Here is a 26,399-nt window from a genome sequence, read left to right as displayed (position 1 = left end):
AAGGAATGCGTCACCTTATGCCGCACGTCACCATTGCCGAGAAGCTCATCAACTCTCCGCTTGCCGCCAAAGCGGGTGTACCCCAGGGCCACCCCCTGCGCCGCCATAAAGTAGGCGAACCGGCGCTCGATGGCCCCATCGTCATTGGCGGCCAGGGACGCATCGCCGACTTTCTTCGCTCCCAGCTAGCCGTGGATTACCAGATCATCAACGCCTCTGCGGAGGCCCCGCGCGCCGCCCTCGTCTTCGATGCCACCGGCCTAGAGACCCCCGAGCAGTTGCGCGAGCTGTATGACTTCTTCAACCCACAGATGCGAAACCTCCTGCCGTGCGCACGCCTCGTGGTTGTCGGCACCACCCCGGAGGCTGCAGATACTATCGACGCCCGGATTACCGCGCGCGCACTCGAAGGCTTTACGCGCTCCTTGGCCAAGGAGATGCGCAAGGGCGGTACCGTGAACCTGGTGTGGGTAGATCCTGCGGCCACCGCGGAGGTGGAGTCCACCCTCCGCTTCTTCCTCTCCGGGAAGTCGGCCTTCGTGGATGGCCAGGTGGTCCGCGTGGGCGCGCAGAGTGAGGGCTCCCCTGTACGCGGCGGTGAGTCAGCGAAGTGGGAGAAGCCGCTCGACGGGCGCCTCGCGGTGGTCACCGGTGCTGCTCGCGGCATTGGCGCTACCATCGCCGAGGTGCTGGCGCGCGACGGTGCCAGCGTTATTTGTATCGACGTCCCGCAAGCTAGCGAGCATCTGGCAAAGACCGCGAACAAGGTCAAAGGCACCGCGCTGCCTCTCGATGTCACTGACCCTCACGCCGCGGACAAGATTGCCCAGCACGCCCAGGAGCGCCATGGTCGAGCTATTGACGTCATCGTCCACAACGCTGGAATCACCCGCGACAAGCTGCTGGCCAACATGAACGAGGGGCAGTGGGACGCTGTCCTTGCTGTTAACCTGCTGGCACCGGTACGCATTACCGAAAACCTCCTCGAATCCGGAGCCCTCGCGCCGGGGGCGGCCGTGGTTGGTGTGTCCTCCATGGCCGGCATTTCCGGCAACCGCGGCCAGACCAACTACGCCACGACGAAGGCAGGAATCATCGGGCTCGTTGATTCCTTGCGCTCCGTCTTGGCGGAGAATGGCTCCACCATCAACGCTGTTGCCCCCGGATTCATCGAAACCGCCATGACTGCGGCGATGCCCACTGGGCCGCGCGAAATCGGCCGCCGCCTGAACTCACTGCAGCAAGGTGGTTTGCCTGTCGACGTCGCGGAGACCGTCGCCTTCTTTGCCGCTTCGGCGTCCGCCGCGGTGAGCGGCAACACGGTCCGCGTGTGCGGCCAGAACCTCATGGGAGCATAAATGAACGTCACCACACTCAACGAGATTCCTGACCTTCCCGCCCTTTACCGCTCACTCATGGTAGGCGCGGTGCCCATCCCCGGGCTGGGGGCCGGCAAGCGCAAGGTCGACGACCCGCAGACCGCCTACCGCGTCGAGGGAGTGCGCGTCGATACCGCGCACCTGGCCCGCTACTGCCAAGCCACGGGCCTGCGTCTGGGCAATGAGTTGCCCGCCACCTACCTGTATGCGCTGGCCTTCCCACTCGCAATCAAGGTGATGGCGGCACAGGACTTTCCTTTTCCCGCAGTCGGCGTGGTGCACCTGTCGAACCGCATCGAGCAGACCCGCCCGCTACGCGTCGACGAAAGTTGCGACATCTCCGTGCACGCGGAAAACCTCCGCCCGCACCGCAAGGGGCTGGTTATCGATATGGTGACCACGTACAGCGTGGGTGGTGAGGAGATCTGGCGCCAGACTTCGGTTTTCCTAGGCCAGAGCGCGAAATTCACCAAGGACACCCCGCGGCAGGTGCGAACGCGCCCTGAAGCCGAGCGCTTCCTCGATTTTCCGGGCGATGAGGTAGGAACCCCCACGGCGACGCTGCGCTTTAGCCCCGAGAGCACCCGCGTCTATGCCGCGGCATCCGGCGATAAGAACCCCATCCACGTCTCCACCGTGGGCGCCAAGCTCTTCGGTTTCCCCGCACCCATCGCGCACGGCATGTACACGCACGCTCGCATGCTGTCGGTGCTCGACGGCACCCTCCCCGGTGCTGTGCGCATCAGCGCGGACTTCTACAAGCCGGTTATTCTTCCGGCAACGACGGGCGTGTTTGTGGCTCCGAGTGTCGCCACAAACACTGAAGCCGGAGCGAGCGTCGCCACAAACACTGAGGTCGGAGCGCGCGACGTCACGTTGCGCAAAGCCAAGGATCCGAGCACCCTCCACGTGGCGTGTCGAGTTGAGCCGCTGAACTAGCTGCGTGGTGCTGGATTAGCCATAGGCTAATCCACGTGCTGATGCTGTGGCGCCACCACCAGCGGCTTCGGGGAGTACTTGCCGCGCAAGCCACGAAGGATGCCGGCGTGCTCCCACAGGCGCTTGTCTTCTTCGGTGCGGGGGACAAACTGGCGGGCGGCGAGCGGCTGCCAGTCAGCGTCCATGCCCATGTAGGCCACAGTGGCGTGGATGGCGGTTTCTAGTTTCTCGCGGCCACCGCGCGGGTTACCCGAGCGGACGTGGATCGACATCTGCATCGAGCGGGTATCCGTGCGCATCATACGGGCATCTACCTCGATGAGGTCTCCAATATGGATAGGCCGGTAGAAGCGAATACCACCGGCATAGACCGCCACCGTGTGCTCGCCTGACCACTCCATGGTGCAGGCAGCGCCGGCCTCATCAATCCATTCCATGGCCGTACCACCGTGGACATTGCCGCCCCAGTTGACGTCGGTCGGCTTTGCCAAGAAGCGGGTGACCATTCGAGGGGCATCGGAAGGGCCATCATAAGTCTGCTTTTCCATCTCCGCTTCGATGGCTTGGCGCAGCTCGATGCGGGATTCCGCGGCTTCCCACACACGCTGGTGCTCTACGGTGTCCGGAACCAGCGGCGGCACGGCGACCGACTTGCCGGTTTCCGTGTCTTTGGCCACGAAGATGACGAGGCAGTCGCACGCGCGAGTAAAAATGCCATCGCGCGGGTCGGCGGAAAGCACCTCGTTGACGATGTGCATGGAGGAGCGCCCCGTCATCGCGATGCGCGAGCGCACCTCCACGAGGTGGCCTGAGGGGATGGGGCGCGTGAAGTGAATATGGCCCACGTAGGCAGTCACGCAGTAGGTACCGGACCATTGAACCGCGCACGCATAGGCGGCCTTATCGATCCATTCCAGGACGCGGCCGCCGCCGATGCCCTGGGCGCCGGCAATGGTGAGATCGGTGGGGGCGGCCATAAACCGCAGGGTGAGGGAAGGGGACTTCTCGTGGGGAACGGACTTCTTTTCTTCCGACGAGCTTGATGGCATGGTTGGTGACATGGATAACAAAGTATCAGGGAGCTTGGTGACCGTATGAAGAAGGCCGTTGATGCCGCCACGGCCCGCGCCGCCGTCGAAGCAGTGGCGGAGTGGATCCACGATCCTCAAGGTGTGGAAAAGCCAGGTCGCGCTGCGCTTGCGGCCGCTACACGCACCACGGCCCGCCTGGTGGAGGCAGACGCGCCGGGCCACTCCGTGGAGCTGCGGGTCCCCCCATTCGTGGCAGTGCAGTGTATCGCCGGGCCTCGCCATACCCGGGGCACCCCTCCGAACGTGGTGGAGATGGATCCCCTGACGTGGCTGCAGCTGGCTACGGGTGCCATGGGGTGGGAGCAGGCGCTTGGCGACGGCCGTGTGGAAGCCTCCGGCTCCCGTGCCCACGAGATTGCTGCCTACTTGCCCGTGATTCCGTTAGTTTTCACTGGCCGGAACGGCTAGGATTAGCGCCGTGGTAGCTGAACACGTCCAGAGCATGACTAAGCCCCTGTCGACGGATCCCAGCCTGGATCCGGAGCCCCGCGAAGAATGCGGAGTTTTCGGTGTCTGGGCACCAGGCGAAGAGGTTTCCAAGCTAACCTACTTTGGCCTCTTTGCCCTCCAGCACCGTGGCCAGGAGGCCGCGGGCATCGCGGTGGGGGATGATGACCGCATCGTGGTCTTCAAAGACATGGGCCTAGTGTCCAATGTCTTCGATGAATCCATCCTGACCTCTCTGCACGGAAACGTGGCTGTTGGCCACACGCGGTATTCCACCGCGGGCGGCAAGGAATGGTCGAATGTGCAGCCGATGTTTGGGACGTCGCCCAGCGGCGTCGACATTGCACTCGGCCACAATGGCAACTTGGTGAATTACGTGGAGCTGCGCGCCGAGGCCGTGGAACGCGGGCTCATCAAGCCGCATGAAGAATCCGTCTCTGACTCCATGTGCCTGTCCATCTTGTTGGCGGATGGTGTCAGCGAGAATAATTCAGTCTTCGACTCGGCACTGCAGCTGTTGCCCAGGGTCAAGGGGGCATACTGCCTGACCTTTACCGACGGTCACACGCTGTATGCCGCTCGCGATCCGCACGGCGTGCGCCCGCTCGCTCTCGGCCGCCTCACCACCGGCTGGGTGGTGGCGAGCGAGACCTGCGCGCTCGATATCGTGGGCGCGCAGTTCATCCGGGAGATCGAACCCGGCGAGCTCGTCGCTATTGATGAGACCGGTATTCGCTCCGAGCGCTTCGCAGAGACCAAGCGCCACGGCTGCGTCTTCGAATACGTCTACCTGGCGCGTCCGGATACAAACATCAAAGGCCGCTCCGTCAATGCCACGCGTGTGGAAATTGGGCGTCGCCTAGCGCGCCAGTACCCAGCGCCCGACGCGGACATGGTGATCCCCGTTCCCGAGTCCGGCAACCCGGCCGCCGTGGGCTATGCCCGCGAATCTGGGCTGACATTCGCGCATGGCTTGGTCAAGAATTCCTACGTGGGCCGCACCTTCATTCAGCCCACGCAGTCTCAACGCCAGATGGGCATCCGCCTCAAGCTCAACCCGTTGCGGGAGGTCATTGACGGCAAGTCCATCGTGGTGGTGGATGATTCGATCGTCCGCGGCAACACGCAGCGCGCCCTGATCCGGATGTTGCGGGAAGCCGGCGCTGCCGAGGTCCACGTGCGCATCGCCTCCCCGCCGGTAAAGTGGCCGTGCTTCTACGGCATCGACTTCGCCTCCCCGGGTGAACTGATTGCTAATGCCAACCCCTCCGATGACCCGGAGGAGGTGGCGCAGACCATCTGCACGGCGATCGGTGCAGATTCGCTGGGCTTCGTCTCCACCGATGAGATGGTGGCGGCCACCGAGCAGCCCCGCAGCGAATTGTGCTGTGCCTGCTTCGATGGCGATTACCCGCTTGGACTGCCCGCCGGAAACCCCAATGCTGAGGCCGTGCGTACCCTGCAGGGCTCGACGACAACTAACGATTAAGGACTAAGTCACTCATGAGCGAGAACACGTATGCTGCCGCCGGCGTCAACATTGAGGAAGGCGACCGCGCAGTTGAGCTAATCACCCCGCACGCCAAGCGTGCCTCCCGCCCGGAGGTCATGGGCGGGCTGGGCGGTTTCGCCGGCCTGTTTAAGCTGGGCGAGTACAAGGAGCCGGTCCTCGCGGCCGGGTCAGACGGCGTGGGCACCAAGCTGGCCGTGGCTCAAGCCATGGATAAGCACGACACTATCGGCATCGACCTGGTTGCCATGTGTGTTGATGACCTCGTCGTGTGCGGCGCCGAGCCGCTCTTCCTCCAGGACTACATCGCCGTGGGCGAGGTTGTTCCGGAAAAGGTCGCGGACATTGTCAAGGGCATTGCTGAGGGCTGCGTGCAGGCAGGTGCAGCGCTGCTGGGCGGCGAGACCGCTGAGCACCCAGGCGTCATGGGCAAGGATGAGTACGATGTTTCCGCCACCGCCGTCGGTGTGGTGGAGGCCGATGAGCTCCTCGGCCCCGACAAGGTACGTGACGGCGACGTCCTTATCGCTATGAAGTCCTCTGGCCTGCACTCCAACGGCTACTCCTTGGCGCGCTACGTGCTGCTGGAGCAGGCCGGTCTGCCGCTCGATGGCTACATGGAAGACTTGGGCCGCACCCTCGGTGAGGAGCTTTTGGAGCCTACTCGCATCTACGCCAAGGACTGTTTGGCGCTGGTATCGGAGTGCGCGGTGTCGACCTTCTGCCACGTCACCGGCGGTGGCCTCGCGGGCAACCTCGAGCGCGTGATCCCGGAGGGCCTGACCGCTGAGGTTAATCGCTCGACGTGGACTCCGGGCCAGATCTTCAAGACCATCTCCTCCGTGGGCAAGGTTGCTCTCGAGGAAATGGAGAAGACGTTCAACATGGGCGTTGGCATGATCGCCGTCGTTGCGCCGGAGGACCGTGAGCGTGCGTTGGCCATGATGACCGCCCGCCACGTTGAGGCATGGGAGCTGGGCACCGTCCGCGTCGCCGAAGACGGCGAGCCGCGCGTCCTCATGACCGGCGAGCACCCAGGGTTCTAGGTTCTGAAGAAAAGGAACAGGGCCGGAGGCGCCCCTCACTAAGAGGGGAGGCATCTCCGGCCCTTCGCTTACGTGCTGTGCATGTACAGAATGGGGAAGTGATTCACGCGCTTAGCGCTCTTCGGAATCATCCTCATCCCACTCGTCCGAGTCCCAGCGATCCGCATAGTCCTCGTAGTCCGCGTACTCCGAGTATTGATCCTCGTCCTCATTGCTGGAGCGCTTGGAGTTCTGTGAGGCGAGTTCACGCTGGAGCGAATCCAGATCCATCTCGGGCGAATTGTACTTCAGCTGGCGTGCAACTTTGGTCTGCTTTGCCTTGGCGCGTCCGCGTCCCATGTGCATGACCCCCTTGAGGTGTGTAGGGCGGTCCAGGGATTCTTGGCCGCCCCATCGTCTTAGTCAGATATGTGTATGTTCCTGTAAGACACCATAGCCTGTGTGACGAAAAAATTCCGAACTACCCCCTAGCGGTGTGCTGAAAAGTGCTCCACCCTGCGGCAAACAGTCCATTGTGTAATACGCCACTATTTTCCGCGCAGGCGATCCACAGCGGCACGGCCGGCCTTCGGGCCCTCATCGACAGGGATGGAATCCGGCTCGATCGATGCTGCTACCGGACCAATGGCCAGCTCTCCATGGTCGAGGGCGCTGCGCTTTACTAGACCAAGCGCGATGGGGCCATACTCACAGTCCTCCACCACGGTGCCGAGCCTGCCCACGCGACGCCCGCCCGACGTGATATCCGCTCCGCTCTCCGGTTGCTCCGGGGCGGAGCCGTCGAGGTAGAGCAGCACCAATAAACGGGGAGAGCGCCCAAGGTTTTCTACGCGCGCGACGGTCTCCTGCCCGCGGTAGCAGCCCTTGTCCAAGTGAACGAACGCGGGCTGATCCTCGCTGCGTCGGATCCAATGCGGAACCTCGTGGGCGATAGTCTTTGCATCGAGATCTGCGGCTAGTTCGGGCTCACGTGCCCGCACGCGCTCGGCGGTAAAAGCCATGAGCCCCGCTAAGCTTCCGCCCTGGGCCTCCAACTCTTGCACCGCTGCGTCTAGTTTGTCCCGCGGCACGAGGAAATCCTGGCGCGGGCAGCCCGGCCAGTGCACGGGCCTTTCCACCAGAGCTGTGGAAGGTTTGTCCAGCGCTTGACCGAGCACGCTGATGACCGCCACGTCCGCTTCCTCTACGGTGACCTGGGACCAGAACACCATGGCGGTGAGGAAATCTCGCAAAGACTCGAACTGCGCCGCCGGCACATCGAGGTAGAAGGTTTCCCCGTCGAAAGATAGATCCATGTGGTGCAGGACGTGGCCCTGAATATTGAGGTCAAGGGCACCTGCGGAAAAGCCGGCGTCCACGTCATCGAGCTTTTGGCTCAGGAGGTTATGCAGGAAGGCCTGGGCATCGGGCCCAGAAACCGCGATGACGTGGCGATGGGAGCGGTCGATGATGGCTGAACCTGTTTCCACCGCGCGCTGTTCGACGAGGGGGGTGCCGTAGTGCCAGGGGACCCCGGAGACATCGACGAGCGTGGTGCCCTGGAACTCAGCGGCTCCGGGCCGGGAAAGAAGTGGCGAAGAGTAACTCACGCCCTCCGATGGTAGGGCATAATCGGGGCTATGAGCCTTCAGTGCAGAAAAGAGCCGGTCATCTACGTCGTGGAGCCGTTTGGGGGATCGGTGCGGCGCCACATGCCGAACCTACCGTTGGTCTACTGGGATGATGCCGCGGTCACGCGCGGAGACGGGATTTTTGAATCCCTTCTAGTGCGTGATGGCAAGGCGGCGAACCTTCACCGCCACGCGGAGCGCTTCCGACACTCCGCCCAGGCTCTGAATTTGCCGGAGCCGCCGATGCACAAGTGGGAGGAAGCCACCGCGCTGGCTATCGCCGATTTTTATGGCCCCGCCGGCGCGGGGGACACGGGTGAATCGCCGCTCGAAGCCAAGTGCACGTGGACCTATACCCGCGGCCGGGCCTCCACCGGGGTGCCCACGGCCTGGGTCGCGGTTCAGGAAATCCCGGAGGATGTGGTGGCGCAGCGTGCGAAGGGCGTCAAGGTCATGAGTACGCCGCGATTGTGGCAGGTGGCGGAGGAGCTGCCGGCCAAGACGTTGAACTATGCGGCAACCATGGCCACACTGCGGCTGGCCCGCGAGCGCGGATTTGATGATGTGATCTTTACCGACCCCGACACGGGGCAGGTCTTGGAGGGGGCTACCTCAACCGTGGTGGCGGTTAAGGGAACCAAGCTGCGCACCCCCGCGGGTAAGGGGATACTCCCCGGAACCACGCAGGCCGCGCTGTTTGAATACGCCTCAGAACAGGGATATCGCTGCAAGGCGAAGGAGCTCAACCTGAGCTACCTCGAGGAGGCTGACTCGGTGTGGCTGGTCTCCTCGGTGCGCACAGCGGTGCGGGTGACGCGCCTCGATGACACGAAGCTCAAGGCGCCGGCGAACGCAGAAGAAATACGCGCGCTGATCGACGCCGCCCTGGCCCGCTAGATTCCCTTATGCGGCTAGCTCGCCTGCTAGCTAGCCTGCCACACGGGTGAGCTCGGCGGACATGAAGGGGCGCATTTCGCCGTCGACAAGCCGCTCATCTACCCAGCCCAGGTTGTTGTTCGGCATCAGGCCGTACATGCGCTTGCCGGGGCCGATGTTGGCGGGGCCTGTCTCCGTGACCATGGTGGAGGCGGACTCCAGCTGCCAGGCGCGCTCGTTGAACAGGGAGCCGTAGAAGATCTCGTTGACACCATTGGAGGAGGTGTAGGTCATCTCAATCTCGTCCTTGAGAGAGATGCGCCAGAATCCGGATTCGCGCGCGTCCGGGCCCGCCGGGTTGCCCTCGGAATCGATCCTCCAGGTGCGGGAGGTGTAGGTCAGGTAGTTCTCACCGTCGTGAGCGATGATGAGCTGCTGGCCAAAGGCGTACTGTTCGCCGTCGGTGCTGTGGGCCTGGCCTTCGCCCTGCCAGACACCGACGAGGGGGAGAAGCCCCAGGAGGCCATCGTGCAGTGACGGGCCCTGACGCAGGTTTGCCGTCTCATCGGGCAAAGGGTTCTCTGCTACATCAACGGTGGGGATGTTGCGGGAGGCAGCATCCTTCCATGCTTCCGCGGCTTGGTTGACGGCTGCGTTGCCATCAATCTTGCCGTTCTCCGGCTGGGTGTTTTCCGGGTGATTCTCATTATTCGTCTGTTCGCTCATGCTGCCCCAGCGTAGTCGTGGGGGCGCCGCGGAAACCACTAGGCTCCAGTAGTCTAGGGGGTCATGCGCGCATTGCTGATCTCAAACCCGAACTCCACGAGCCAGAATTCGGCCCTTTTCCGTGAGGTTCTGCCCGTCATTCGGGACGTGGAGGGGCTGCAGCTGCTTGCTCGCTTTACGCATTATCCGGGGCACGCGGAGGATATAGTGCGGGGCATGACCAGGGAAGACTTCGATGTCATCTTGGTTTTCGGGGGAGATGGCACGGTGAACGAAATTGTGAACGGGCTGTTGGGCCCCGCAGATTCCGCGGAACGTCCCAGCCCCCAGGACATTCCGGCTCTCGCGGTGATTCCCACGGGCTCCGCCAACGTCTTCGTCCGCGCCCTCGGCTTCCCCAATACTCCAGTCGAGGCAGCACACGTGCTGGCTCGGATGCTGGAACGCAATACGCGCCGCACCGTGTCCTTGGGAGTGTGGAATGACCGATGGTTCGCGGTTAATGCTGGTTTCGGATTGGATGCCGACGTGCTCGCTCGCGTGGACCGTGCTCGGGAAATGGGCTTTGCAGCTACCCCGTTGCGCTATTTGGCCGTGGCCTTTCAGGCCTATCAGCGCGCCCGCATTCGCCCACCGCGCATTAGCGTGCGTGCGCGCTCCGGCTCGGGAGACACCTTCTCGGCTGATGACGTGCCCGTCATGTTCACCTCGAATACCAACCCGTGGACCTTCCTCGGACCGCTGCCGGTGGTGACGAATCCGCGCAACTCTTTCGACCAAGGCCTTGGCCTCTTCGGGGTGTCAGACCTCGGTGGCATTGATGGTCTTGTGGGCGTGCTCCACCTCTTTGGCGTGGATCACCGCCACTGGCTGAATAAGGTCACGGATGCCCGAACGCTGCACTTTGAGGATGCCGTCGAGGTGGATTTGGTGTGCCCGAAGCCGCACCGCTTCCAGGCAGACGGAGAGTCGGAGGGAACCTTCACGGAGGTGCATCTGGAATCGGAGGCGGACGCGTTGGAAGTCTTCGCTCCTACCGATCCGGCCCCGCCCATACACCGCAACGTCCGCAGGATCCTGCGCGACCTCGTTCGCATCAACTAGTTTTGGCGCCAACTCGGCGGCGTCGTCGGTGCGCTGCCTACTTCGTTGGCGGTGTCCTGTGCCTTTTGCGCTGCATCCTCGACGGCCTTTTCCTCCGATCCATCGATTTCGAGAGGGGAGAGCTGCGCCGTCTTCAAAGTGATGTTGCGGCGCTGCACCTCGAACGTAATGGAACCGCCGTGCAGCTTCACGGAGGTGGCCTGGGCAGGCAACGGTAGTTGACGGGTATCCAAGACCAACCCGAATGCTTTCTTGAGGCGCTCATCATCGGTCCCGTAGACGCTCATGCGAAATTCCGGCCCAACGAGGCGCAACGTTACCGTCGCCGTGGACTTGGTGGTGTCTCCCGGCAGCGTGCCGGTGAGCTCCGCTTCGGCAGACGGGCCGCCGGTGGGGGACATGTCATCTGGGTTGGCGATGGATAGGTCCGTAATGCCCAGCAGGCGGCCGAGGGCTACTCCGTCGATGCTAATGCTGCGCGTGTAAGTGGAGACCGGTGCACCTTCTAGGTCCCCGCTGAAGAGCTGTTCGGGACGAATGGTGATATCGCGCAGCGTCGTGGAGGCGTTGACCATCCCGAGCTTGGGCACCTCCACGTCGGAGGAGTTGACCTCGAGGTAAGGAACCTCTTTGGTCAGAGCGCCGAGGGTAAAAGGAACACCGCCGATGTACACATTGGGGCTGTTTTCCAGCTGGGAACTGGCTTTCGCCTTCTGTGCCACGGTGTGCTCGGCATGCATCGCCACCGCGGAATCTGCCAGCCATGCGGTCAGAACCACTCCCGCGACGGCGGCGAGTCGGACGACGGGGCGGCTGAGGTAGATGACGGTCACCCTTCTATTACTACCGCACGTAAGCTGGGAAACATGAATATTGGGACCCTTACCCTGCCGCAGAATCCGGATTTGGCACAGCGCGTGGAGGAGCTGGCCACACGCGCCGAAACGCACGATGGTTATGCGCCGTTCTCCGAGCAGTTTGTGGTCGGCCTGCGAGATGGTCGCCTTGGGCACCGCCACCTGCTCGCACTTGAAGACGGTGAGATAACAGGTGTGGCTGCCGTCGAAGGGCAGACGGTAGAGCTCGTCGTCGACGTCGAACACCGCGGGCGCGGGGTGGGGCAGGCGCTTGTCGACGCCCTCCCAACCTCCCCCCAGATCTGGGCTCATGGCAACCTCCCGGCCGCCCAGGCGCTGGCGAAGCGCAATGGGATGGACGTCGTCAGGCGCCTGCTCGTCATGGCGATTGAGGGACGGGACCTACGCGCGGCGGAGGAAGCGTCCGCAAAGGTCGAAGGCCTAGAGATCTGCACGTACACGGAGTCGGTCGAGCGTTTCGGGCGCGAGTACGTCGAGGCGGAGTGGTTACGAGCCAACAACGAGGCTTTTTCCTGGCACCCAGAGCAAGGTGGGTGGGACCTGGAGCGTTTACACCGCGGGATGGAAGCCGAATGGTTCGATCCGGCCGACGTGCTCTTCCTGTGGGATTCGCACGGTGGTGAGCACAGTGCCCCAACCATGGCCGGCTTTCACTGGCTGAAATGGCATGAGGAGGACATCCCAGCCTTCGGTGAGGTCTATGTTGTGGGGCTGAGCGAGGACTATCGCGGGCGCGGGCTCGGCGGCCCGTTGCTCACCGCTGGCTTGCAGCGCATGGTCGCTAAAGGAGCGGACAAGGTCATCTTGTACGTCGAGGCGGACAATGAGCCGGCAGTAAAGGCCTATGAGAAGCTCGGCTTTGGTACTGCGGAGGAGCACTGCGTCTGGGCGAAAAGTGACTAGTCTCACCGCCTTTTGGTACAAGTTAACCGATTGTTCACCTCTTGATCCCTGTGGGGTTAACCCTCCGCATATAGCTTTACTTCCCGTGAGTTAATCGCGCTTGCCTTTGGAGAGGGTAGGGGGCGATTTCCTCGAAAAATCATTCTCTTGTATCCGTACCGGAAAGGTTCCCCGTGATTCGCAACTTCAAGCGCACTGCCGCTATCTTCGGCATCGTCGCCGCCACCTCCACCGCTCTCGTTGCCTGCTCCGAGTCCAACGAGTCTGATTCCGCCGATGGCGGCTCCGACTCCGTAGAGGTCTCCGGTGACCTCTCTGGTGAGGGCGCTTCCTCCCAGAAGTCCGCAATGTCCGTCTTCGAGAAGGCCTTCCTGAACGAGTACCCGGATGCTAACTTCTCCTACACCTCCTCCGGTTCCGGCGCTGGTGTGAAGGCCTTCAACGGTGGCACCGTTGACTTCGCTGGTTCCGACTCCGCCCTGAAGGAGGACAAGGGTGAGGTTGAGGCTGCTAAGGAGCGTTGCGACGGCAACGATGCATGGCACCTGCCGACCACCATCGGCCCGGTTGCTATCGCCTACAACCTGGGTGACACCGAGGTCAACCTCTCCACCGACACCCTGGCTAAGATTTTCAAGGGCGAGATCACCAAGTGGAATGATGACGCCATCAAGGCTGAGAACGAGGGCACCGACCTGCCGGACAAGAACATCACCGTTATCTTCCGCTCTGATGAGTCCGGTACCTCCGACAACTTCCAGAAGTTCCTGACCGCCGCTACCGGCAACTGGGACAGCGAGGGCAAGCAGTTCCCGGATGCTGTTGGTGAGGGCGCTAACGGTTCCTCCGGTGTGGCTGACCAGGTCGCTTCCATCGAGGGTGCTATCACCTACGTTGAAGCTGGCTACGCTCACCAGAAGGAAGCCGATGGCGTCAAGATTGCCAAGATTGACTTCGGCAACGGCCCGGTTGAGCTCAACGCTGAGTCCGTCGGTGTTGCTCTGGACCACCTTGCTTTCAAGGACACCGGCTCCGAGCACAACATGGTTGTTGACTCCGACAAGCTCTTTGCTTCCAACGACGAGGGCGCCTACCCGCTCATCCTGACCACTTACAACATCGTCTGCTCTGCTGGCTACGATGAGGAAACCTCCGCTCTGGTGAAGGCATTCTTCAACACCGTTCTGGACAACCAGAATGACGAGCTGGAGAACGCAGGCTTCATCCCGGTTGCTGGTGACCACCTCGAGCGCCTGAAGGCAGCTGTCGACGCTATCCAGTAAGCGCCGCTGACTGCGGGCCTTAGTTCCGTAGTTGCCGTTTACATACACACTTCCGCCCCCAATCCGCCGTTAACGAGCGCTTTGGGGGCGGTAGCGTGTCCCGCATTTTTCATTGATCCCGTTGAAAAGGATTCCCTAGTCTCATGGCAGACAATAATCTCACCACAGCGTCATCCACGAAGGAGGATGCCGTTTCGGCGATCCGTCCCAGCGCGCATGCATCCACCGCTGATGCTGCCCCTACTCCGGCCGTTAAAACGGGTGTCAAGCGCCCGGGCGATCGTGTCTTTGAATTCCTGTCCACTGCGTCCGCCACGCTAATCACGGTGATGATCGCTGCCATCGCAGTCTTCCTTGTGTGGCAAGCGGTCCCTTCCCTTGCCGTCAACGAGGGCGGCATCGTAGGTTTCTTCACCTACGGTGAGCGTTGGGAAACCACCGATACCGACGCAATGAAGTTCGGTATTCCGACCATGTTCGGCCACACCGTGCTGATTTCCATCGTGGCTCTCATCATCGCGATGCCGGTAGCACTCGGTATTGCTATCTTCTTGTCCAACTACGCACCAGCCAAGCTGGTGAAGCCGCTGGGCTTCCTCGTCGACATGCTCGCTGCCGTGCCGTCCATCGTGTACGGCCTGTGGGGCTGGCAGGTTCTCGGCCCCGCATTGTCCGGCTTCTACACGTGGCTGCACTCCTGGGCAGGTGGCTTCTTCCTGTTCAAGGTCTATGACAACTCCCCGCACTTTGCGACGGGCCGCAACGTCCTCACCGGTGGCATCGTGCTGGCAGTGATGATCCTGCCGATTATCGCCGCTACCGCCCGCGAGGTCTTCGTGCAGACCCCTCCGGGCCAGATCGAGTCTGCCTTGGCACTCGGCGCCACCCGCTGGGAAGTTATTCGTATGACGGTCCTTCCCTTCGGTATGTCCGGCTATATTGCCGGCTCGATGCTGGGCCTGGGTCGCGCGCTGGGTGAGACCATGGCGCTGTACATGGTTGTCTCCCCGTTGGTCGACTTCCGCTTCTCGCTGTTCGATGGCGGTACCACCTTCGCCACCGCCATTGCCTTGGCGGCCGCAGAGTTCGGTAATGAGATGCGTGCCGGCGCCTACATCGCTGCAGGCCTCATGCTGTTCCTTCTGACCTTCGTGGTCAACGCAATTGCCCGTTCCATCGTGAAGAGCAAGTAAGGAGGGAACAGAGATGACTACGACTACAACCTCTAACTCTGTCCCGGCTTCTTCCGGCCCGACCTTCCTGGATATTTCCTCGAGCCGCAAGACCACCAACAACATCGCCACCGTTCTCGTGTGGGCGACGATGATCATCGCCATGATTCCGCTGCTGTGGGTCCTCTTCGAGCTCATCGTTCGCGGTTCCGGTGCTGTCCTGAGCCCCGAGTGGTGGACCGAATCCCAGCGCGGCATCCTGGATACTGAAGCCGGCGGTGGTGCACTGCACGCCATCATCGGTACGTTCGTTCAGACCATCATCGCGACCGTTATTTCGGTTCCGATTGGTATCTTTACCGCGATTTACCTTGTGGAGTACTCCCGCGGTGGCCCCCTGAGCCGCCTCACCACCTTCATGGTGGACATTCTGTCCGGTGTGCCCTCCATCGTGGCCGCACTGTTCATCTTCGCCATGTGGATTACGCTGTTCGGCTTCAAGCGCTCCGGTATGGCTGTGGCGCTGTCCTTGGTACTCCTGATGATTCCGATTGTGGTCCGCAATACGGAGGAGATGCTCCGTGTGGTCCCCATGGACCTGCGTGAGGCTTCCTATGCCCTCGGTGTACCGAAGTGGAAGACCATCGCCCGCATCGTTCTGCCGACCGCTCTCTCCGGCATCGTCACCGGCATCATGCTCGCCGTGGCCCGCATCATGGGTGAGTCCGCGCCGGTGCTGGTGTTGGTGGGCTCTACGTCCTCCATCAACTGGGATGCCCTCAAGGGCGCGCAGTCCTCGCTGCCACTGATGATGCTGGATATGTACAAGTCCGGTGCTGATCCGGCTGTCTTGGACAAGCTGTGGGGCGCCGCCCTCACGTTGGTTGTCCTCATCGCGATTCTCAATATCGGCGCGCGCATCGTTTCGGCGAAGTTCTCCGTCAAGAAGTAACCGTATTCACTTTCCACCTACCCCCAATAGGAGCACTACTCATGTCCAAGCTTGAGCTCAACGACGTGAACATCTACTACGGTGACTTCCACGCCGTACAGAATGTCAACATGCAAATTCCGGCGAAGGCCGTCACCGCCTTCATCGGCCCCTCCGGCTGCGGTAAGTCCACCGTTCTGCGCACCCTCAACCGTATGCACGAGGTCATCCCCGGCGCCTACGTCAAGGGTGAGATCCTCTTGGATGGACAGAACATCTACGGCTCCAAGGTTGACCCGGTGTCTGTCCGCAACACCATCGGCATGGTATTCCAGAAGGCCAACCCGTTCCCGACCATGTCCATCGAGGACAACGTTGTCGCCGGCCTGAAGCTGTCCGGTGAGAAGAACAAGAAGAAGCTCAAGGAAGTCGCCGAGAAGTCCCTGCGCGGCGCTAACCTCTGGGACGAGGTGAAGGACCGTCTGGATAAGCCGGGCGGCGGCTTGTCGGGTGGTCAGCAGCAGCGCCTGTGCATCGCCCGTGCGATTGCCGTGGAGCCGGAGGTTCTCCTCATGGATGAGCCGTGCTCGGCGCTGGACCCGATTTCCACCCTGGCTGTTGAGGACCTCATCCACGAGCTGAAGGAAAACTTCACCATCGTTATCGTGACCCACAACATGCAGCAGGCAGCCCGCGTGTCCGATAAGACTGGTTTCTTCTCTCTAGAGGCCACCGGCAAGCCGGGCCACCTCGTCGAGTTCGATGACACCACCAAGATCTTCGAAAACCCGTCCAAGAAGGACACCGAGGATTACATCTCTGGCCGCTTCGGCTAAATGCCACTAGTGCCCAAAGCCGGCGCCCTCTCTCACCTGTTTAAGGTCTAGGAGAGGCGCCGGCTTTCTTGTGCTTCGGATCGAGCCGGGTGGATCACCCACGCCCACACGCCTGCCTAGTTGCGGAATTGGCGCTCGAGCTCCGCCATGCGGGCTTCCATCTCGGCGTCGCGCTGCTCCTGGTCGCGCTTGCGCATATAGCGATCCGGGTCCAAGCCCGTGGCCAGGTAGATGATGCGCCCGGCAGCGGCGGCACAATGATCTGCGAATCGCTCGTAGTAGCGTGACAGCTGCGAAGTCTCCACGGCTTGGCGCACCGTTCCCTTCCACTCCCGCTGGGTCAGCATGCGCAGCAGGTGATGGTTGATGTCATCCACGGCATCGTCATCTTCGGTCAGGCGCAGCGCGAGCTCCGGATCGCGGGTGATGAGGATGTCTTTGAGCCCTGCAGACATGTCGAGGACGAGGCGGGTGTACTCCTCGAAATAGCCCATGATTTCTGCCGGTACAACCGGCTCTGGGTGGCGGCGACGCGCGCTCGTTGCAATGTGCTGGGATAGGCGGCCCATGCGGTAGAAATCTTCCACAATATAGATGGAGGAGATCACTTGGCGTAGGTCCTTGGCCATAGGGTTCTCCAAGGCCAGAAGGGACACCGCACGGTCTTCACAGCGCGTGCGGACCTCATCCAGTTCATCGCGCAGCGACACGGCCTCCTCAGCTGGTTGCAGGGAAGCCTCGATTAATGCCTGGGAGGCAAGAGTCATCAACCTATGGACGGTCGTGCTCATGATGATCAGATCATGGGCAAAGTTATCCAACTGTTCACGGTAAGCTGCGCGCATGCCACGTACTTTAGCCCAACTATTGGTCTAGTGCCTGTCGGGCAACACGATCAAGGCAGGTTCTGCTCCTAGCCTCCGGAGTGCATGATCTCCGCGCCTTCCGGAACCGTGGCATCTTCCGGATCATCGAGCCACCCTTCGGGCAGGACCACCTTGGCGGGTGAACCCTGGCGGCCGCGGGCGCCATCGGCGTCGTCGGCAAGCGCGGGCGAGTCCGCCCACGGCGCCAATAGCTCGCGCAGATCCTCCAAGGAATTGACGCGAGAAAGCCCCGCGCGTACCTGGCCGCCCACCGGAAAGCCTCGGAGGTACCACCCAATATGCTTGCGAATATCGCGGCTGGCCTGGCGCTCGCCTTCGTGCTGTGTCAGCAGTTCGGCGTGGCGAATCATAATCTGCGTGACTTCCCCCAAAGTGGGCTCCGGCGGCACCGGCTCACCCCGCAGGTGGGCGGAGAGCTCCGCGAAGAGCCAGGGGCGGCCCAAACAGCCGCGGCCTACGACGACGCCGTCGCATCCCGTTTGCTCCATCATGTCGTGCGCATCGGTTGCCTTGAAGATATCGCCGTTACCCAAGACGGGAATGCCAGTATCCGCTAGGTGTTCCTTGAGGCGGGCAATCTCTCCCCAGTCGGCGTGGCCGGAGTAGCGTTGCGCCGCCGTGCGACCGTGGAGAGCGACGGCCGCGGCACCCTCAGCAACGGCGATCCGGCCGGCGTCGAGGTGCGTTTTGTGCTCGTCATCGATGCCGACGCGCATCTTGACGGTGACTGGAATGTCCGTGCCCTCCGTGGCTTTGACGGCCGCAGCGACAATGTTGCCAAACAAACGGCGCTTATAGGGCAGGGCAGAACCACCGCCGCGGCGCGTGACCTTGGGAACCGGGCAGCCGAAGTTCATGTCGATGTGGTCTGCGAGGTTCTCGTCCACGATCATTTTGGCCGCCTTGTACGTGTACTCCGGATCGACGGTGTACAGCTGCAGTGAACGCGGCTGTTCTTGGGGGTCAAACGTGGTCATGTGCAAGGTCTTTGGGTTGCGCTCAACGAGGGCGCGTGCGGTGACCATTTCACACACGTAGAGGCCGGAGACGGTTCCGGTCTTCGCTATCTCTTGCTCGCGGCACAGCACGCGAAAGGCCACGTTGGTCACGCCCGCCATAGGGGCGAGGACAACGGGGGAGTTGAGCTGGATGTTTCCGATAGCAAGAGTCACGCCGCCAATTGTGCGCGGAACAAGCCTAGGGTGGCAAATTCTGATGAAAAAAGTGAGGGGTGCACACGGTTTGGGGCAGAGTGCGGTAAATTCGCCACCGATTCGCTAGTGTGGTGCATGTAACTAATAGGAAAGGACCGTAACCTAGGTCTTTTCTGCACATAAAAGGAGGACTCATGTCTGAGAGAATTGCATACGCGCCGTTTGAGAAGCTCGTTATGAGCGCTGACGAGGCAGCTAAGTTTGTCAATCACGGTGACCGTGTGGGAATCTCCGGCTTTACTGGTGCTGGCTACCCCAAGGCCCTGCCTACCGCCATCGCGGAAAAGGCAAAGGCAGCGCACGAGGCGGGTGAAGAGTTCAAGATTGACGTCTTCTCTGGCGCTTCGACTGCCCCGGACTGCGACGGCGTGCTGGCTGAGGCTAACGCCATTCGCTTCCGCTCCCCGTACAACTCCGATCCAGTTCTGCGTGGCCGCTTCAACGACGGCTCCGCGCTGTACCAGGACATCCACCTTTCTCACTCGGGTCAGCAGGTCGAGGAGGGCTTCTACGGTGACTTCCAGGTAGCCATTATTGAGGCCGTGCGTATCGACGAGAACGGAAACATCGTTCCGTCCTCGGCCGTAGGCAACAACCTCGAGTACATTGAGGCCGCCGACAAGATCATCATCGAGGTGAACGAGTGGCAGTCCCTCAACCTTGAGGGCATGCACGATATCTACCGGATTGAGAAGCTGCCGAACCGTCAGCCCATTCCGATCACCAAGCCGGCCGACCGCGTTGGAACCACCTACATTGAGATCCCGGAAGAAAAGGTCGTGGCAGTGGTCAAGACCGACGCTCCGGACCGCAACGCACCGTTCAAGGCTCCGGATGAGGTCTCCGAGAAGATTGCTGCGAACTTCATCGAGTTCCTTGAGGGCGAGGTCGCTGCCGGCCGCCTTGAGTATGACAAGTTCATCATGCAGTCCGGTGTGGGTAACGTCCCGAACGCTGTGATGGCCGGCCTGCTGGACTCCAAGTTTGAAAACATTCAGGCGTATACCGAGGTTATCCAGGACGGCATGCTCGATCTGATCGACGCCGGCAAGATGACCGTCGCCTCTGCTACCTCCTTCGCTCTGTCCCCGGAGTACGCGGACAAGATGAACGCTGAGGCTGAGCGCTACGCCAAGCACATCATCCTGCGCCCGCAGCAGGTGTCCAACCACCCGGAGGTTATTCGCCGCGTTGGCCTGATTTCCTCCAACGGCATGATTGAGGGCGACATTTACGGCAACATCAACTCCACCAACGTTTCCGGTTCCCGCATCATGAACGGTACCGGCGGCTCCGGTGACTTCACCCGTAACGCTTACATCTCCACCTTCGTCTCCCCGTCGGTGGCCAAGGATGGCGCAATCTCCGCCATCGTGCCGTTTGTGTCCCACACCGACCACACCGAGCACGACACCATGGTCATCATCACCGAGTACGGTGTGGCGGACCTGCGTGGTCTCGCTCCGAAGGAGCGCGTGGAGAAGGTTATCGCCGTGGCGCACCCAGACTACCGCCCGCTGCTTGAGGAATACTACGAGCGTGCCAAGGCTAATAAGTTCCAGCACACCCCGCACGATCTGAAGACCGCCTTTGACTTCCAGGTGAACTTCATGGAGAAGGGTGACATGCGCGGTTAATCGCTCATGCCGCTCGGTCGTGGCCCTTACCGCTGGAGGTGAGGGCCATTTCCTTTTCCTTAGTGTCACCTACTAAGATGGATGGGCGTTGGGCCTTTAGCTCAGTTGGTAGAGCTACGGACTTTTAATCCGCAGGTCGCGGGTTCGAGCCCCGCAGGGCCCACAGAAAGAGCCGCCTTCGGGCGGCTCTTTTGCGTTGTAGGGTGGCCCACTCAGCAGGCTTTGCTCCTCTAGCTCTTCACGAGCTTCCGGATGGCCCGCATGGCCTCCTCTAGCTTCTCTGTGGCTACTTGCCCGTCCTCGGCGGCGGCTCCTGCCACGCAGTGCTCTATGTGGTCTTCTAGCAGCGCTAGGGAGACGTTCTCGAGCGCTGAGGTGACCGCGGAGATCTGCGTGATGATGTCGATGCAATATTGGTCTTCCGCAATCATGCGGTGGATGCCTCTGGTTTGGCCCTCGATGCGCTTGAGACGCGCTAAGTATTTTGCCTTTTGCTCGCTATCGGAGTTGTAGCCGTGAACGCCGGGCTCGTGGCAGGAGCAAGTATCGCGCTGGTCAGCCATGGTTTTCCGCCTTTCTGCCGGGGCGATTTGGTTAAGTAGGGATGTCTCCAGTATATTTTTACAAAGTTGCCTCAAGGCAACGGGCCCCCATCGTCTAGCGGCCTAGGACACCGCCCTTTCACGGCGGCGGCACGGGTTCGAATCCCGTTGGGGGTACCAACACTAACGTGTTGGTACATAAGTCAATATGTATGGCCCTGTGGCGCAGTTGGTTAGCGCGCCGCCCTGTCACGGCGGAGGTCGCGGGTTCAAGTCCCGTCAGGGTCGCCATACCAAGCCTCGGAGCGGTGTTTGTAGAAACACGCTTCGAGGCTTGAATTGTTTTGCTTGTCATAGCCCACTCAAGGCGGGGTCGGGACCGATAGGTCTAGGTGCTGTGCGGCAGTCGCGTGGACGGTACTTCTTTACTCTTAAAAACCGTATATGACATGCTGATTTGGTGTGTTTCTCAAGCTTTGTGTAGAGTACTTATTCGTGCCCAGCGCACAAGAGATAATTGAAAATGGCCCTGTGGCGCAGTTGGTTAGCGCGCCGCCCTGTCACGGCGGAGGTCGCGGGTTCAAGTCCCGTCAGGGTCGCCGAAGTCCTTGTGGCTTCTGGCCAGATAGCTCAGTCGGTAGAGCACACGCCTGAAAAGTGTGGGGTCGCCAGTTCGATCCTGGCTCTGGCCACAAGAAAGCCCCCTCCAGTACTGGAGGGGGCTCTTTTGTTTCCTTGTTCCCCCGGAGTTGCTCTAGTGGTCTGCTGCTTTTTGGTTTAATGGGGCACCATGACTACTTCAGTTGCGCACCAAACCGATCGATCCCGCTTCGTCATCACCGTCGATGGCGAGGAAGCAGGCTTCGCTGAATACAGTGACTCCGCCACCACGCGCGAATTTACGCACACGGAAATTTTTGAGTCTTTTCAAGGCCAAGGCCTGTCCAAACCTCTGATTAAGGCGGCGTTGGATGATGACTCGACGGCAGGCCGCCAAGTCATCCCAACGTGCAGCGCCGTGGCGCGGTTCATCGAGAAGAACCCCGAGTACCAGCGGTTGACCGCCCGCGAGGGCAGCCTCTAAATACGGAGTCGGCCGCCCTTAGATGTAGTAGTCCGGGTCCACCAGCTTGATGCGTTCGTCCTTCTTGCGAGGACGGTTCTTAGCGGGAATACCCGTAGCGGTGTGATACGCGGGCACATCTTTCGTCACCACGGCGTTAGCGCCTACCGCGGAGCCCTCACCGATGGTGATGGGGCCTAGTACCTTTGCGCCGGCGCCGATGGTCACGTTGTCCCCGATCGTTGGGTGGCGCTTTGTCTGCGTGAGAACCTGGCCGCCGAGCGTGACACCGTGGTAGAGCATAACGCCATCACCGATTTCGGCGGTCTCACCAATGACGATTCCCATTCCGTGGTCAATGAAGAAGCGCCGACCAATTGTGGCGCCGGGGTGGATCTCAATTCCGGTGAAGAAACGGTTCACCTGGGCCAAGATGCGTGCCGGCCCGCGCCAGCCACGCTTCCACATGCGGTGGGCAATGCGGTGCGCCCAAATGGCGTGGAGGCCGGAATAGACCACGGCGTTCTCAACGTCGCCGCGCGCGGCCGGATCATGCTCGCGCGCGTTGGCGAGGTCTTCACGAATCATCTTCAAGATGTGCATGCAAACCATCCTATCTAGAAAGAAAAAGCGCCCCCTAGCACAGAGGGCGCTTTTATTCGGGGTGCTCACCGCAGTGCGCTTTGCGACGCCCCGTGGAAAGCCACGCTGGGAACTCTAAGCCTCGCGGATGTCCTCGAAGAGGATGGTGGAGACATAACGCTCACCAAAGTCCGGGGCGACGACCACGATGGTCTTGCCCTTGAACTCCTCGCGTGCAGCCAGCTTGAGAGCAGCGGAGACGTTGGCGCCGGAGGAAATGCCGACGAGCAGGCCCTCCTCGGTGGCCAGCTTGCGGGCAGTGGAGACAGATTCCTCGGTGGTGGCGGTGAGAACCTCGTTGAGGATCTCGCGGTCCAGAACCTCCGGGACGAAGTTAGCGCCGATGCCCTGGATCTTGTGCGGGCCTGCCTTGCCCTCGGACAGGACGGGGGAGTCGGAGGGCTCTACAGCTACCAAGTAGGTATCCGGGTTCTGGGAGCGCAGGTAGCGACCAACGCCGGTGACGGTGCCGCCGGTGCCGACGCCGGCTACGAAAGCATCAACCTTGCCCTCGGCGTCCTCCCAGATCTCGGGGCCGGTGGTTGCCTCGTGGATCTTCGGGTTTGCTTCATTAGCGAACTGGGAAGCCAGGATCGCGTTGGGGGTTTCGGCAATAATTTCGTTGGCCTTCTCTACGGCCCCCTTCATTCCGGCAGCGCCCGGGGTCAACACGATCTCAGCGCCATAAGCGCGCAGCAGCACCTTGCGCTCGTTAGACATGGTCTCCGGCATGGTCAGGATGACCTTGTAACCCTGGGCTGCGCCGACAAGCGCCAAGCCAATACCGGTGTTGCCGGAGGTGGCTTCAACGATGGTGCCGCCCGGCTTCAGCTCGCCGGCTTCTACGGCGGTGTCGACAATCGCCTTGGCGATGCGGTCCTTGACGGAATTTGCGGGGTTGAAGGACTCAACCTTCACGAGCACCTCGGCGCCGAGGCCCTCGGTCAAACGGTTGAGGCGGACCAGCGGGGTTCCGCCGATGGTTTCTAGAATGTTGTCGTATACAGCCACGATGTGGACTCCTTGTAAATAACTTCCGATGTACAGCAGACACCTTACACCCCGCTACTAGACAAAGTAGTATATAAATTCTGAACAGAGCATTCGGGCATGGTATGTGGGATTTGGGGTGACGGAGTAGGGCGCGGTGCGATTTAGAATTACCCCCGTCGGACGGTTATACTTCGCAAATAGTGTTCACCTACCCCCGTTTCAGGCGGGGAATGTGGGTGCACCTGCTGGTTACCCCCGAGTAAGAGAGAGCCTCATGGAGCCGCACCGACTCAAGGATGATGACGAAGCCGTACGCGCAGCGCTATCGTCGCTGAAGACCGCAACGGGAATTCCCGTTACGATGTACGGAACCTTGCTGCCGGATAATCGTTTGCAGATTACCCACTGGGTAGGTCTGCGCACCCCGGCCTTGCAGAACTTGGTGATTGACGCGAATGTGGGCGTCGGCGGGCGCGTTGTCAGCACTCGCCGCGCTGTAGGTGTATCCGATTACACCCGCGCCACGACGATCAGCCACGAGAACGACCGTTACATCCAGGATGAGGGACTGCACTCCATCGTGGCGGTGCCGGTGACTGTGCAGCGTGAGATCCGCGGCGTTCTTTATGTTGGTGTTCATTCGCCGGTCCGCTTGGGTGACAAGGTCATCGAGGAGGTCACCATGACCGCCCGCTGCCTCGAGCAGGATTTAGCGGTTAATTCCGCACTGCGCCGCGCCGATGGGGGCAAGGGCGGCGCCGCTCGCGGGCACGTGATGAACGGCGCCGAATGGGAGCAGGTGCGCTCGACGCACTCCAAGCTGCGGATGCTGGCTAACCGCGTCAACGATGAGGACCTCCGCAAGGAATTGGAAGCCCTCTGCGACCAGATGGTCTCCCCGGTGCGCGTGAAGCAGACCACCAAGTTGTCTGCGCGCGAGCTCGATGTTTTGTCTTGCGTGGCGTTGGGGCACACCAACGTTGAGGCGGCAGAGGAAATGGGCATCGGAGCCGAAACGGTGAAGTCTTATCTGCGTTCTGTCATGCGCAAACTGGGTGCCCACACCCGCTATGAAGCGGTCAATGCGGCCCGTCGTATCGGCGCGCTGCCCTGATTGTAGGTAAGTTGGGTGGGCGTGAAAGACCAATTTATTGTCTCCGGTGGGGCGCGCCTGCAGGGCACCGTCAAGGTGGACGGTGCCAAAAACAGTGTGCTGAAGCTGATGGCTGCGGCACTGTTGGCGGAGGGCACGACCACGCTGACCAACTGTCCTGAAATTCTTGATGTTCCCCTGATGCGCAAGGTCCTCGAAGGTCTCGGGTGCTCAGTGGAGATCGATGGCCACACAGTGCGCATCACCACTCCGGCCGAGCTGCACTCCAACGCGGACTTCGACGCCGTGCGGCAGTTCCGCGCGTCCGTGTGCGTGCTAGGTCCGCTGACGGCGCGGTGCGGTCACGCCAAGGTGGCTTTGCCGGGTGGAGATGCCATTGGCTCCCGCCCCTTGGACATGCACCAGTCCGGACTCGAAAAAATGGGTGCGAGCACGCGTATTGAGCACGGTGCCGTCGTAGCGGAGGTTGACCACCTGCACGGCGCAAGCATCAAGCTCGATTTCCCCTCTGTGGGCGCCACAGAGAATATTCTTACCGCTGCCGTGCTTGCCGACGGCGAAACTCAGCTCCACAACGCCGCCCGCGAACCGGAAATCGTCGATCTGTGCCTGATGCTTAAGGAAATGGGTGCTGACATCACTGGTGAAGGTACGTCCACCATCACGATTCGCGGTGTGGACAAGCTTCAGCCGACGGAACACGAGGTCATCGGTGACCGCATCGTGGCCGGGACGTGGGCCTATGCCGCAGTCATGACGCGCGGAGATATTACGGTGGGCGGCATCGCTCCCAAGCACCTGCACCTGCCTTTGGAAAAGCTCAAGTCGGCCGGTGCCGATATTGAGGACTATGTCAACGGCTTCCGCGTGCGTATGGATGGGCGCCCCACCGCCGTGGACTACCAAACGCTGCCTTACCCAGGCTTTCCAACGGATCTTCAGCCCATCGCTATTGGACTGTCCGCGGTTGCGGAAGGTACTTCCATCATTACGGAGAACGTGTTCGAGTCCCGTTTCCGATTCGTCGATGAGATGTTGCGCCTCGGCGCCGACGCTCAGGTGGATGGCCACCATGTTGTCATCCGCGGCCAGGAGCGGTTGTCTTCAACGCATGTCTGGAGCTCCGACATTCGCGCGGGCGCCGGTTTGGTGCTCTCTGCGCTCTGTGCAGATGAGACAACTACCGTCCACGATGTTTTCCACATCGATCGCGGATATCCCAACTTTGTAGAGAACCTGCAAGCGCTGGGGGCGACCATCGAGCGCACTCAGGAGGAAGAGCTCTACTAGGCAGCAGTGCTTGGCGACGTCCCCAGGTGGTACAACGAAACGGTGTACTTCCTGGGGATTTGTTGTTTGTTGGGGGTGTGCGTATATTTATCGAAGTCGCCGCGAGGTAGCCGGGAGGTTAACTGGTGGTAGATGTTCGGGCAATGTTTGTTCGGCGGGTTTGACTTTGGTTGAGCTTGTTGGGTAAGGTTGTTCGGGCCGCCGCAAGAGGGTTAACGTTTGGTTAATTTTTGTTGGGGTGTGCGGATGATGTTTGAGAACTCAATAGTGTGCCAATGTACTTTTT

The 26,399-nt window shown here is 61.2% G+C and carries 26 protein-coding genes and 5 tRNA genes; 21 read left to right on the top strand and 10 right to left on the bottom strand.

Annotated elements, in window-relative coordinates:
• The first annotated feature begins 17 nt into the window (after nt 1-17).
• Nucleotides 18-1,358 carry a 3-oxoacyl-ACP reductase gene (locus HMPREF2993_RS02625; RefSeq protein ID WP_070700868.1) on the top strand — a complete coding sequence of 447 codons (1,341 nt, stop codon included), beginning with the start codon at nt 18-20 and terminating at the stop codon, nt 1,356-1,358.
• Nucleotides 1,359-2,318, top strand: a complete 960-nt coding sequence (locus tag HMPREF2993_RS02620; RefSeq protein WP_046649312.1) for a MaoC/PaaZ C-terminal domain-containing protein — start codon at nt 1,359-1,361, stop codon at nt 2,316-2,318.
• Nucleotides 2,319-2,344: 26 nt separating this feature from the next.
• Here HMPREF2993_RS02620 and HMPREF2993_RS02615 read toward each other — a convergent pair whose 3' ends face one another.
• Nucleotides 2,345-3,379, bottom strand: a complete 1,035-nt coding sequence (locus tag HMPREF2993_RS02615) for an acyl-CoA thioesterase (protein WP_046649311.1) — start codon at nt 3,377-3,379, stop codon at nt 2,345-2,347.
• 33 nt (nt 3,380-3,412) lie between these two features.
• Between HMPREF2993_RS02615 and HMPREF2993_RS02610 the strand changes: the two genes are divergently transcribed.
• Genes HMPREF2993_RS02610 through purM form a run of 3 tightly spaced genes read left to right on the top strand, consistent with a single transcriptional unit; the run spans nt 3,413 to nt 6,412 of the window.
• On the top strand, nt 3,413-3,817 hold the full coding sequence (locus tag HMPREF2993_RS02610; RefSeq protein WP_046649310.1) for a sterol carrier family protein: 405 nt from the start codon (nt 3,413-3,415) through the stop codon (nt 3,815-3,817).
• 34 nt (nt 3,818-3,851) lie between these two features.
• Nucleotides 3,852-5,345: an amidophosphoribosyltransferase gene (gene purF / locus HMPREF2993_RS02605; protein WP_198525943.1), complete on the top strand. Its 1,494-nt coding sequence runs from the start codon at nt 3,852-3,854 to the stop codon at nt 5,343-5,345.
• 14 nt (nt 5,346-5,359) lie between these two features.
• A complete protein-coding gene (gene purM / locus HMPREF2993_RS02600; protein ID WP_070516640.1) occupies nt 5,360-6,412 on the top strand; it encodes a phosphoribosylformylglycinamidine cyclo-ligase in 1,053 nt (350 codons plus the stop codon).
• A 111-nt stretch (nt 6,413-6,523) separates the two neighbouring features.
• Here the strand turns inward: purM and HMPREF2993_RS02595 are convergent, their stop codons facing one another.
• Both HMPREF2993_RS02595 and HMPREF2993_RS02590 read right to left on the bottom strand, forming a co-directional pair.
• Nucleotides 6,524-6,751 carry a DUF3073 domain-containing protein gene (locus HMPREF2993_RS02595; protein WP_049157167.1) on the bottom strand — a complete coding sequence of 76 codons (228 nt, stop codon included), beginning with the start codon at nt 6,749-6,751 and terminating at the stop codon, nt 6,524-6,526.
• A 188-nt stretch (nt 6,752-6,939) separates the two neighbouring features.
• Complete coding sequence (locus HMPREF2993_RS02590) at nt 6,940-8,001, bottom strand: CAF17-like 4Fe-4S cluster assembly/insertion protein YgfZ (RefSeq protein WP_070680169.1); 1,062 nt, start codon at nt 7,999-8,001, stop codon at nt 6,940-6,942.
• Nucleotides 8,002-8,031: 30 nt separating this feature from the next.
• Between HMPREF2993_RS02590 and HMPREF2993_RS02585 the strand changes: the two genes are divergently transcribed.
• Nucleotides 8,032-8,919, top strand: a complete 888-nt coding sequence (locus tag HMPREF2993_RS02585) for an aminodeoxychorismate lyase (protein ID WP_070680172.1) — start codon at nt 8,032-8,034, stop codon at nt 8,917-8,919.
• A 30-nt stretch (nt 8,920-8,949) separates the two neighbouring features.
• On the opposite strand, the gene HMPREF2993_RS02580 is transcribed toward HMPREF2993_RS02585, so the two are convergent.
• On the bottom strand, nt 8,950-9,624 hold the full coding sequence (locus HMPREF2993_RS02580; RefSeq protein ID WP_070700865.1) for a heme-binding beta-barrel domain-containing protein: 675 nt from the start codon (nt 9,622-9,624) through the stop codon (nt 8,950-8,952).
• 63 nt (nt 9,625-9,687) lie between these two features.
• Between HMPREF2993_RS02580 and HMPREF2993_RS02575 the strand changes: the two genes are divergently transcribed.
• Nucleotides 9,688-10,728 carry a diacylglycerol/lipid kinase family protein gene (locus HMPREF2993_RS02575; RefSeq protein ID WP_046649305.1) on the top strand — a complete coding sequence of 347 codons (1,041 nt, stop codon included), beginning with the start codon at nt 9,688-9,690 and terminating at the stop codon, nt 10,726-10,728.
• Here HMPREF2993_RS02575 and HMPREF2993_RS02570 read toward each other — a convergent pair.
• On the bottom strand, nt 10,725-11,561 hold the full coding sequence (locus tag HMPREF2993_RS02570; RefSeq protein WP_046649304.1) for an LmeA family phospholipid-binding protein: 837 nt from the start codon (nt 11,559-11,561) through the stop codon (nt 10,725-10,727). The genes HMPREF2993_RS02575 and HMPREF2993_RS02570 overlap by 4 nt on opposite strands.
• A gap of 33 nt (nt 11,562-11,594) precedes the next feature.
• On the opposite strand from HMPREF2993_RS02570, the gene mshD reads away from it, so the two are divergent.
• The 5 genes from mshD to pstB all read left to right on the top strand — a co-directional run bounded on the left by mshD (nt 11,595) and on the right by pstB (nt 16,731).
• Nucleotides 11,595-12,509 (top strand): mycothiol synthase, encoded by a 915-nt coding sequence (mshD, locus tag HMPREF2993_RS02565; protein WP_070511021.1) that lies wholly within the window; start codon nt 11,595-11,597, stop codon nt 12,507-12,509.
• A gap of 173 nt (nt 12,510-12,682) precedes the next feature.
• On the top strand, nt 12,683-13,792 hold the full coding sequence (pstS, locus tag HMPREF2993_RS02560) for a phosphate ABC transporter substrate-binding protein PstS (RefSeq protein ID WP_046649303.1): 1,110 nt from the start codon (nt 12,683-12,685) through the stop codon (nt 13,790-13,792).
• Between the two features lie 143 nt (nt 13,793-13,935).
• Nucleotides 13,936-14,985 (top strand): phosphate ABC transporter permease subunit PstC, encoded by a 1,050-nt coding sequence (gene pstC / locus HMPREF2993_RS02555; RefSeq protein WP_049157156.1) that lies wholly within the window; start codon nt 13,936-13,938, stop codon nt 14,983-14,985.
• 13 nt (nt 14,986-14,998) lie between these two features.
• Nucleotides 14,999-15,916: a phosphate ABC transporter permease PstA gene (pstA, locus tag HMPREF2993_RS02550; protein WP_070511015.1), complete on the top strand. Its 918-nt coding sequence runs from the start codon at nt 14,999-15,001 to the stop codon at nt 15,914-15,916.
• Nucleotides 15,917-15,957: 41 nt separating this feature from the next.
• Nucleotides 15,958-16,731: a phosphate ABC transporter ATP-binding protein PstB gene (gene pstB / locus HMPREF2993_RS02545; RefSeq protein ID WP_046649300.1), complete on the top strand. Its 774-nt coding sequence runs from the start codon at nt 15,958-15,960 to the stop codon at nt 16,729-16,731.
• A 116-nt stretch (nt 16,732-16,847) separates the two neighbouring features.
• Here pstB and phoU read toward each other — a convergent pair whose 3' ends face one another.
• Nucleotides 16,848-17,576, bottom strand: coding sequence for a phosphate signaling complex protein PhoU (gene phoU / locus HMPREF2993_RS02540; protein WP_049157153.1), 729 nt, complete (start codon nt 17,574-17,576; stop codon nt 16,848-16,850).
• Nucleotides 17,577-17,644: 68 nt separating this feature from the next.
• On the bottom strand, nt 17,645-18,790 hold the full coding sequence (gene dusB / locus HMPREF2993_RS02535) for a tRNA dihydrouridine synthase DusB (protein ID WP_070700861.1): 1,146 nt from the start codon (nt 18,788-18,790) through the stop codon (nt 17,645-17,647).
• A 176-nt stretch (nt 18,791-18,966) separates the two neighbouring features.
• Between dusB and HMPREF2993_RS02530 the strand changes: the two genes are divergently transcribed.
• Together HMPREF2993_RS02530 and HMPREF2993_RS02525 are read left to right on the top strand one after the other, a co-directional pair.
• On the top strand, nt 18,967-20,469 hold the full coding sequence (locus tag HMPREF2993_RS02530) for an acetyl-CoA hydrolase/transferase family protein (protein WP_046649298.1): 1,503 nt from the start codon (nt 18,967-18,969) through the stop codon (nt 20,467-20,469).
• A 90-nt stretch (nt 20,470-20,559) separates the two neighbouring features.
• A tRNA-Lys gene (locus HMPREF2993_RS02525) sits at nt 20,560-20,632 on the top strand.
• 67 nt (nt 20,633-20,699) lie between these two features.
• Here HMPREF2993_RS02525 and HMPREF2993_RS02520 read toward each other — a convergent pair.
• Nucleotides 20,700-21,032 carry a metal-sensitive transcriptional regulator gene (locus HMPREF2993_RS02520; RefSeq protein WP_046649297.1) on the bottom strand — a complete coding sequence of 111 codons (333 nt, stop codon included), beginning with the start codon at nt 21,030-21,032 and terminating at the stop codon, nt 20,700-20,702.
• Between the two features lie 83 nt (nt 21,033-21,115).
• Between HMPREF2993_RS02520 and HMPREF2993_RS02515 the strand changes: the two genes are divergently transcribed.
• The 5 genes from HMPREF2993_RS02515 to HMPREF2993_RS02495 all read left to right on the top strand — a co-directional run bounded on the left by HMPREF2993_RS02515 (nt 21,116) and on the right by HMPREF2993_RS02495 (nt 22,095).
• Nucleotides 21,116-21,191: transfer RNA gene (locus HMPREF2993_RS02515), tRNA-Glu, on the top strand.
• A 34-nt stretch (nt 21,192-21,225) separates the two neighbouring features.
• Nucleotides 21,226-21,302 (top strand) — tRNA-Asp (locus HMPREF2993_RS02510).
• Nucleotides 21,303-21,536: 234 nt separating this feature from the next.
• Nucleotides 21,537-21,610 (top strand) — tRNA-Asp (locus tag HMPREF2993_RS02505).
• Between the two features lie 20 nt (nt 21,611-21,630).
• Nucleotides 21,631-21,703 (top strand) — tRNA-Phe (locus HMPREF2993_RS02500).
• A gap of 98 nt (nt 21,704-21,801) precedes the next feature.
• Nucleotides 21,802-22,095, top strand: coding sequence for a GNAT family N-acetyltransferase (locus HMPREF2993_RS02495; RefSeq protein WP_046649296.1), 294 nt, complete (start codon nt 21,802-21,804; stop codon nt 22,093-22,095).
• An 18-nt stretch (nt 22,096-22,113) separates the two neighbouring features.
• Here the strand turns inward: HMPREF2993_RS02495 and epsC are convergent, their stop codons facing one another.
• Nucleotides 22,114-22,677, bottom strand: a complete 564-nt coding sequence (gene epsC, locus HMPREF2993_RS02490) for a serine O-acetyltransferase EpsC (protein ID WP_141745899.1) — start codon at nt 22,675-22,677, stop codon at nt 22,114-22,116.
• A 114-nt stretch (nt 22,678-22,791) separates the two neighbouring features.
• A complete protein-coding gene (gene cysK, locus HMPREF2993_RS02485; RefSeq protein WP_175973585.1) occupies nt 22,792-23,730 on the bottom strand; it encodes a cysteine synthase A in 939 nt (312 codons plus the stop codon).
• Between the two features lie 253 nt (nt 23,731-23,983).
• On the opposite strand from cysK, the gene ramA reads away from it, so the two are divergent.
• Complete coding sequence (ramA, locus tag HMPREF2993_RS02480) at nt 23,984-24,823, top strand: acetate metabolism transcriptional regulator RamA (protein WP_046649294.1); 840 nt, start codon at nt 23,984-23,986, stop codon at nt 24,821-24,823.
• A gap of 21 nt (nt 24,824-24,844) precedes the next feature.
• Nucleotides 24,845-26,113, top strand: coding sequence for a UDP-N-acetylglucosamine 1-carboxyvinyltransferase (gene murA, locus HMPREF2993_RS02475; RefSeq protein WP_070700971.1), 1,269 nt, complete (start codon nt 24,845-24,847; stop codon nt 26,111-26,113).
• The last annotated feature ends 286 nt before the right edge of the window (nt 26,114-26,399 follow it).

Origin of the sequence: Corynebacterium sp. HMSC068G04, from assembly GCF_001814885.1 — a bacterium.
Classification (GTDB): Bacteria; Actinomycetota; Actinomycetes; order Mycobacteriales; family Mycobacteriaceae; genus Corynebacterium; species Corynebacterium hiratae.
This window is presented reverse-complemented; position numbering and strand designations above follow the sequence as displayed.

What these genes read in the sequence shown, in the direction of transcription:
- pstC (WP_049157156.1), top strand. Translation starts at nt 13,936, where the DNA reads ATGGCAGACAATAATCTCACCACAGCGTCATCCACGAAGGAGGATGCC.
- pstB (WP_046649300.1), top strand. Translation starts at nt 15,958, where the DNA reads ATGTCCAAGCTTGAGCTCAACGACGTGAACATCTACTACGGTGACTTC.
- HMPREF2993_RS02575 (WP_046649305.1), top strand. Translation starts at nt 9,688, where the DNA reads ATGCGCGCATTGCTGATCTCAAACCCGAACTCCACGAGCCAGAATTCG.
- HMPREF2993_RS02585 (WP_070680172.1), top strand. Translation starts at nt 8,032, where the DNA reads ATGAGCCTTCAGTGCAGAAAAGAGCCGGTCATCTACGTCGTGGAGCCG.
- HMPREF2993_RS02530 (WP_046649298.1), top strand. Translation starts at nt 18,967, where the DNA reads ATGTCTGAGAGAATTGCATACGCGCCGTTTGAGAAGCTCGTTATGAGC.
- HMPREF2993_RS02495 (WP_046649296.1), top strand. Translation starts at nt 21,802, where the DNA reads ATGACTACTTCAGTTGCGCACCAAACCGATCGATCCCGCTTCGTCATC.
- HMPREF2993_RS02620 (WP_046649312.1), top strand. Translation starts at nt 1,359, where the DNA reads ATGAACGTCACCACACTCAACGAGATTCCTGACCTTCCCGCCCTTTAC.
- HMPREF2993_RS02520 (WP_046649297.1), bottom strand. Translation starts at nt 21,032, where the DNA reads ATGGCTGACCAGCGCGATACTTGCTCCTGCCACGAGCCCGGCGTTCAC.
- HMPREF2993_RS02615 (WP_046649311.1), bottom strand. Translation starts at nt 3,379, where the DNA reads ATGTCACCAACCATGCCATCAAGCTCGTCGGAAGAAAAGAAGTCCGTT.
- purF (WP_198525943.1), top strand. Translation starts at nt 3,852, where the DNA reads ATGACTAAGCCCCTGTCGACGGATCCCAGCCTGGATCCGGAGCCCCGC.
- HMPREF2993_RS02595 (WP_049157167.1), bottom strand. Translation starts at nt 6,751, where the DNA reads ATGGGACGCGGACGCGCCAAGGCAAAGCAGACCAAAGTTGCACGCCAG.
- HMPREF2993_RS02580 (WP_070700865.1), bottom strand. Translation starts at nt 9,624, where the DNA reads ATGAGCGAACAGACGAATAATGAGAATCACCCGGAAAACACCCAGCCG.
- phoU (WP_049157153.1), bottom strand. Translation starts at nt 17,576, where the DNA reads ATGCGCGCAGCTTACCGTGAACAGTTGGATAACTTTGCCCATGATCTG.
- mshD (WP_070511021.1), top strand. Translation starts at nt 11,595, where the DNA reads ATGAATATTGGGACCCTTACCCTGCCGCAGAATCCGGATTTGGCACAG.
- epsC (WP_141745899.1), bottom strand. Translation starts at nt 22,677, where the DNA reads ATGCACATCTTGAAGATGATTCGTGAAGACCTCGCCAACGCGCGCGAG.
- ramA (WP_046649294.1), top strand. Translation starts at nt 23,984, where the DNA reads ATGGAGCCGCACCGACTCAAGGATGATGACGAAGCCGTACGCGCAGCG.
- HMPREF2993_RS02625 (WP_070700868.1), top strand. Translation starts at nt 18, where the DNA reads ATGCCGCACGTCACCATTGCCGAGAAGCTCATCAACTCTCCGCTTGCC.
- pstA (WP_070511015.1), top strand. Translation starts at nt 14,999, where the DNA reads ATGACTACGACTACAACCTCTAACTCTGTCCCGGCTTCTTCCGGCCCG.
- purM (WP_070516640.1), top strand. Translation starts at nt 5,360, where the DNA reads ATGAGCGAGAACACGTATGCTGCCGCCGGCGTCAACATTGAGGAAGGC.
- HMPREF2993_RS02610 (WP_046649310.1), top strand. Translation starts at nt 3,413, where the DNA reads ATGAAGAAGGCCGTTGATGCCGCCACGGCCCGCGCCGCCGTCGAAGCA.